Origin of the sequence: Rhizobium altiplani (assembly GCF_001542405.1) — a bacterium.
In the GTDB taxonomy this organism is placed as follows: domain Bacteria; phylum Pseudomonadota; class Alphaproteobacteria; order Rhizobiales; family Rhizobiaceae; genus Rhizobium; species Rhizobium altiplani.
Genome location: NZ_LNCD01000117.1, coordinates 1 through 5,991, shown reverse-complemented (window position 1 = coordinate 5,991; position 5,991 = coordinate 1). Strand labels below are relative to the sequence as shown.

At 61.0% G+C, this 5,991-nt stretch carries 5 protein-coding genes and 1 pseudogene; 2 read left to right on the top strand and 4 right to left on the bottom strand.

Features of this window, described 5'->3' with window-relative positions:
* Window positions 1–344 precede the first annotated feature (344 nt).
* Both AS026_RS27135 and AS026_RS27130 read left to right on the top strand, forming a co-directional pair.
* Window positions 345–542 (top strand): hypothetical protein, encoded by a 198-nt coding sequence (locus tag AS026_RS27135; protein ID WP_028749735.1) that lies wholly within the window; start codon window positions 345–347, stop codon window positions 540–542.
* Window positions 532–2,595 (top strand): recombinase family protein, encoded by a 2,064-nt coding sequence (locus tag AS026_RS27130; protein WP_062368484.1) that lies wholly within the window; start codon window positions 532–534, stop codon window positions 2,593–2,595. The genes AS026_RS27135 and AS026_RS27130 overlap by 11 nt, the downstream gene beginning before the upstream one ends.
* A 23-nt stretch (window positions 2,596–2,618) precedes the next feature.
* Here AS026_RS27130 and AS026_RS27125 read toward each other — a convergent pair.
* The 4 genes and pseudogenes from AS026_RS27125 to AS026_RS27110 form a co-directional block, all read right to left on the bottom strand.
* Window positions 2,619–3,128, bottom strand: a pseudogene (locus tag AS026_RS27125) (DDE-type integrase/transposase/recombinase); the annotation flags it as partial.
* Window positions 3,129–3,218: 90 nt separating this feature from the next.
* Window positions 3,219–4,871 (bottom strand): IS66 family transposase, encoded by a 1,653-nt coding sequence (gene tnpC, locus AS026_RS27120; RefSeq protein ID WP_028749696.1) that lies wholly within the window; start codon window positions 4,869–4,871, stop codon window positions 3,219–3,221.
* A 78-nt stretch (window positions 4,872–4,949) separates the two neighbouring features.
* The gene (gene tnpB, locus AS026_RS27115; protein ID WP_028749697.1) at window positions 4,950–5,267 is read right to left on the bottom strand and encodes an IS66 family insertion sequence element accessory protein TnpB; all 318 of its coding nucleotides are present in this window, start codon (window positions 5,265–5,267) and stop codon (window positions 4,950–4,952) included.
* 129 nt (window positions 5,268–5,396) lie between these two features.
* Window positions 5,397–5,991: tyrosine-type recombinase/integrase (locus AS026_RS27110; protein ID WP_144443506.1), on the bottom strand; the 595-nt coding region annotated here is incomplete at its 5' end.

Genomic DNA, 5,991 nt, shown 5'->3' with positions numbered 1-5,991 from the left:
TACAACACGACGACAGAACACCCACGGGACCGAGGTTCGCGAGCTTTTGTATCCGTGGCATCCCTGGTCCGGGCGGTTTGTTCACGTCCATGAGGCGCTGTCCAAAGGGACGCATATTTTCCGCTGCAGCCTTTCTGGTTCTTCTTCTGATCGACTTCTTGAAGTCCCAGCATGGATGTTCGACCGCTCCGTGAGCGGATATTGGCGCAGCCCGCCGGTTCCTTACGTCGATCTCTCAAGCCTGCATGCTTTGGCAAAGTTACTGGAAGACGCCGATGCCTCATCGCAATCTGCGGTAATGGGCGCAGCATTGGCCTCTCACGAAACGAGTCGGAGAGATGTCCATGCCTTGCCAGTCCATGACATACCAGTTCGATCTGTTTTCGGTTCCACAGCGGGGAAAGAAGGCAGGGACGCCGCAATGGCTGGAGTTGCCAGAGGAGACCCGCCAAGCGCTGACGGTGCTCATCGTGCGGCTGTTCGTCGATCACGCAAACTGCGGGCGTGCCTCCCAGCAGAAGGATGCCGGTCATGATGCATGAGAAGATCGGGCCGCATCATCTGGAGCGGAAGGCCATCCTCTATGTTCGGCAGTCCTCGGCTCACCAGGTCCTCCACAATCGCGAAAGTAGCGCCCTCCAGTACGCCATGCGCGACCGGCTGGCCGCGCTTGGATGGTCACATATAGAGACGGTGGATGACGACCTTGGTCGTTCGGCCGCCGGCGGCGTGACCCGCGCTGGATTTGACCGGATGGTGGCGGAAGTCTGCCTTGGAAAGGTCGGCGCCGTGGCGGCACGTGAGGTATCGCGCTTCGCCCGGAACAGCCGGGACTGGCAACAACTCATCGAGATGTGCCGTGTTGTTGATACGGTCCTGGTCGACCAGGAAGCGGTTTATGCGCCCCGCCAGGGCAACGACCGCCTGCTCTTGGGTTTGAAGGGCAGCCTCAACGAGTATGAACTCGATCTCTTGCGTCAGCGTTCCCTTTCCGCCCGCTATGAGAAGGCTCGCCGCGGTGAACTCGTCGTTACTGTTCCGGTCGGCTTCGTAAAGGCCGGTGACAGGATCGAGAAGGATCCCGACCGACGCATCCAGGAAGCCATTGCACTCGTCTTCAACAAGGTTGCCGAACTCGGCAGTGCGCGGCAGGCTCTACTATGGTTCCTCGAGCAGGGGCTGGACCTGCCGGTCAGGTACGCCAATGGTGACGTCATCTGGCGAAGGCCAAATTATGCCACCATCCACCGGATGATTGCGAACCCGATCTACGGCGGAGCGTACGCTTATGGTAAGAGTCGCTCCGTGCCCCGATACGATGGCCGATCTGGAATTCGCCGCAAGACGCGTGATGAATGGTTGGCGCTGATCCCGGATGCACACGAAGGTTACGTCAGTTGGGAACGGGCGGAGGAGATCCGCAAGATGGTCAGCGATAATATGCCGGCTAGCCGCCATCACGGAGCGCCGAAACATGGTGACGCTCTGCTTGCCGGCCTTTTCCGTTGCAAGAGGTGCGGTCGGAAGCTGACGGTCCGGTACACCGGAGCCAAGCATAACATTCCGCGCTATTCCTGCTGGCGTGGTCTACTCGACAATGGCGAGCCCCGCTGCATTGCTTTCGGCGGTCTGCGGGTCGATGACGCGATCGAAGAGGCGCTGCTAGGGGTGGTGGAACCGGGAGCCATTGCCGCCGCCATCGAGGCGGAACGGAATATGGCCAGCCAACGCGACCGGGTTCAGGATGCCCTGCTGCGCGACCTCGAGGCAGCGCGCTATGTCGCCGACCGGGCCTTCCGGCAATACGACGCGGCCGATCCGGAGAATAGGCTGGTGACGTCGGAGCTCGAAGCACGCTGGAACAAAGCGCTCGCTCGTGTCGGCGAGATTGAGGCCAAGATTGCCAAACATCGGACAGTTGCGCCGCAGCCATTCCCCATGTCCGCTTCCCAGGTAACCGCACTTGCGGGGAATCTTCGCATCGTCTGGACGGCGCCGACAACCGATGCAAGGCTGAAGAAGCGCATCGTGCGCACGCTCATCAATGAAGTGGTCGCCGATCTCGATGATGGAACCTCTGAGATCGTCCTCGTCATTCATTGGGTTGGTGGCGTCCATACCGAGCTGCGCCTGCCTAAACGGCGCCGCGGGCAAAGAAACGCGACGCCTGACGACATCGTCGACGCTGTGCGACAGCTCGTCCTTATTGCCAATGACGATGTGATTGCCGGTGTCCTCAATCGCAATGGACTGACGACCGGCAATGGCAATCGTTGGACACGGGAGCGGGTCACTGCGCTGAGGTCATATCGCAAGATTCCGGTCTTCCGTCCCCAGATCGACGGTGTCGAGCCGTGGCTTAATCTGAGCGGTGCGGCGAAGTTACTCGGGATAACACCAAAGACGCTGCGTCTGGCGGCCGAGGCCGGCGAGATTGAGGGGGCTCATCCGCTACCCGATGGCCCATGGATCTTCAGCCGTTCAAGAATCGCGACTCCACAAGCACGTCAGATCCTCAATCGTGCCCGGCAAAACCCTCGACACCCCACAGGATCGTCTCCAGATCAGGAAAGCTTATTCTCTTCAACAACATAGAAAGATGGGCGTTATGAAACAGGATTGTAATCGCTGCGCCAGTTTGAAAGCGCAGATCGAGCATGGGTCAGTGACGAGAAGAGCGTTTCATTCAGGAGCTCGTCTCGCAGCCGTCCGTTAAAGCTTTCGATGAAGGCGTTCTGGATCGGTTTGCCCGGTGCGATGTAGTGCCAATCGACTGTCGTCCGGTCGGCCCATTGCAGGATCGCGTTGCTGGTGAACTCACTGCCATTGTCGCTGACGATCATCTTGGGCTTGCCACGTTCCTCGATGATCCGATCGAGCTCACGGGCAACTCGCAGGCCGGAAAGCGATGTGTCGGCGACGAGTGCCAGGCATTCTCTGGTGCAATCGTCGACGACCGTCAAAACCCGGAACCTGCGACCATCGGTGAACTGATCCGATACGAAGTCCAGTGACCAGCGATAATTGGCGGCAAGCGGGATCAGCATCGGTGCTCGTGTGCCTATCGCTCGCTTGCGGCCGCCGCGCTTGCGCACCGTCAGCTTCTCTTCCCGATAGAGCCGGAAGAGCGTAAGCATCCGGCGAAGGCCGCAGGCTGAAGGCTTTTAGATTTTTCGGCTTGATTTGCGGTCCGCGTTGCGGCCGGATGGCCGGCATCTTCAGGCCGCGTGCATGTGCGCCGCTAGTGACGCGCTCTTCCAATTCCAGGGCAAGAGCTCATCGATGCGATGCGCCGGATAACCGGCGATTCGGTGAAGCACGTCGGCGAGCCAGGCTTGCGGATCGACACCGTTCATCTTGGCCGAGACAATCAAGCTGTACATGGCGGCGGCGCGCTGGCCGCCGCGGTCCGATCCGGCGAATAACCAGGATTTCCGGCCCAGCGCGATGCCGCGGAGGGCGCGTTCGGCGGCATTGTTCGAGAGACAAACACGCCCGTCGTCGAGGAAGAGGGTGAAGGCCGGCCAACGGTTCAGCAGGTAATCGAAGGCCTTGGCGAGATCATGATCGCGCGACAGCTTGGCACGCTGAGCCTTCATCCACGCTTCCAGCTTCAGGACCAAGGGTTTGCTGCGCTCCTGACGAACAGACTTTCGGAGCTCCGCGCTCTGACCGTTGATGTCGCGCTCGATGTCGAACAGGGCATCGATCCGCTGCACCATCTCCAGGGCGATCGGCGAGATGACCACCGCCTTCTTGCCCTGCGCTCGTCGGCGCGCGTTCGCCTCGACGTCGGCCATCGCGTAAAAGGGCCGCCTCGCATGGACCCAGCAGGCTGCTTCCGTTATCAGGCCGGGCCGTCGGTCCGGAAGATAGAGCTTGGTGTAGCCGCCATAGGCGTCCGCCTGCAAAATGCCGCTATAGCCGGCGAGATGCGCCTGCGGGTGCTCGCCCGCGCGGTCACGGGAATAGTAGAACATCGCCGACGGTGCGGCCGTGCCACCGAACGGTCGATCGTCGCGAACATAGACCCAACTTCGGGCGATATCGGTCTTTCCTGCCGCCAGGACCGGGACCGTCGTGTCGTCGCCGTGCAACCGCTCTGCCGCAAACGTATGGGCTGCGATCCGCTTAAGGATCGGATCGAGTACGGCACAGCAAGCACCGATGCTATCGGCCACTGTCGACAGGCTCAGCGGCACCCCTTCGCGTTCGAAGCGCTCGACCTGACGATTGAGCGGTAGATGCTGGCCGAACTTGTCAAACAGGATCATCGCCAGAAGATTGGGGCCGGCCCATCCGCGCGGGATGGCATGGAAAGGGGCCGGGGCCTGGCTGATCTTCTCGCAATCGCGGCAGGTAAACTTCTCGCGCACCGTCTGGATCACTTTCCATTGGCGCGGAATGACCTCGAGGGTCTCGGTGATGTCCTCACCCAGCTTGCGCAGCCGATCGCCGCCACAGCACTGGCAGCTCACGGGACCGGGCGCGACGACGCGTTCGCGCGGAAGATGCTCGGGGAAAGGCTTCTTTACCGGCCGACTGCGGCTAAAGCCGGCGACATTGACGGTGGCCGCGACCGCCATTTCGGCCGCGAGCTCGTCCTCGGTCGCCGCCATCTCCAACTCTTCCAGTTGGAACTCCCTCTGATCGATCAGCCGGGCGCGACGCTCTGCCTTCGGGCCGTAAAGCTGCCGCTCGAGCTTCTCGATGCGCAGCTTCTGCCGGGCAATGACAGCAATATCCTCGGACGCCTTGGCTTTGGCGACGGCGAGTTCAGCCTCGATCTGTGCGCCCTTGGCGCGTGCCGCGATGAGCTCTGCCCGCAGGGCAGCAACATCGTCGGGAAGCAAATCGGGGCTAGTTTCCATGCCCGAAGTGAATCACAGAAGCCCTGATTTGCCTAGCATTTCAAAGGACTCGTTGCGGGATAATCGCCCTTCGGACGGTCACCCGGCGCTGGTCGGCCGCCAGGTCTGCTGCGGATTTCGCCAATCAATCCCCTCCAGCAGATAGGACATCTGACCGGCCGTCAGCGCGATCGCGCCATCCTCCGTCGCCGGCCAAATGAAGCGGCCGCGCTCGAGCCGCTTCGCATACAGCGATAGGCCGATACCATCATGCCAAAGGGCTTTTATCAGTCGGCCGCTACGACCGCAAAAGACAAAGACATCGCCCTTAAATGGATCGCGGCCGAGGCCCTCCTGCACCAGCAGCGCCAATCCCTCAGCACCTTTGCGCTTATGTGGTGCACCACATAAGCGCAATTATGCGGCGACCATGATTATGCGGAGCCGGAGACGCTGATGGGCGCATTGTCGGGCTTTTCAACATCCGTCGACTCCACATAACTATGCACTATCGCCATAACTGTGCACTATCGCCATAACTGTGCACTATCGCCCGGCAAGCATCGCGATCAGTTTATCGGGCGGGCGGAATTTGCCTGGCTTGATGCCGAGCGTCGCCAAAGCGTCGAGCATCTCGAGTTTTTCGGTCGGGTCAGCGCGCAGGTAGATCTCCGTGCTCTGGAGAGTGGCGTGACCGAGCCACAGCGCTACTTTGCGAATGTCGCGCGTCGCCTGAAGCATATGCATGGCGCAGCTGTGGCGCAGTACATGCGGCGATATCGACTTCGTCGCCAGCGTAGGCGCGACGCTGACCGCGGCCGCGGCGTGCTTTTCGAGGATGTATTCGAAGCCGGAGCGCGTCATCATCCGGCCAGCATTGTTCAGGAAGAGCGCCGTGTCGCCATCCTTGGGTCTAACGGCGATCCAGGCTCGGATCGCGGCAGCGGTCTCCTGCCAGATCGGTAGCACGCGCTCTCGTCGTCCTTTGCCGATGATATGGATACTGGCGGGTGACCGTCCGTCGAACTGTTCAAGCGCGAGACCGACGAGTTCGGAAACGCGCAGCCCGCCGGCGAAAGCCAGATGCAGCATGGCTCGATCGCGAATGCCTGATAATGTCCGCCGATCCGGTGCATTGAGC

Excerpts from the sequence above, each read along its gene's own strand:
- AS026_RS27135 (WP_028749735.1), top strand. The coding sequence starts at position 345 with ATGCCTTGCCAGTCCATGACATACCAGTTCGATCTGTTTTCGGTTCCA.
- AS026_RS27130 (WP_062368484.1), top strand. The coding sequence starts at position 532 with ATGATGCATGAGAAGATCGGGCCGCATCATCTGGAGCGGAAGGCCATC.
- tnpC (WP_028749696.1), bottom strand. The coding sequence starts at position 4,871 with ATGGAAACTAGCCCCGATTTGCTTCCCGACGATGTTGCTGCCCTGCGG.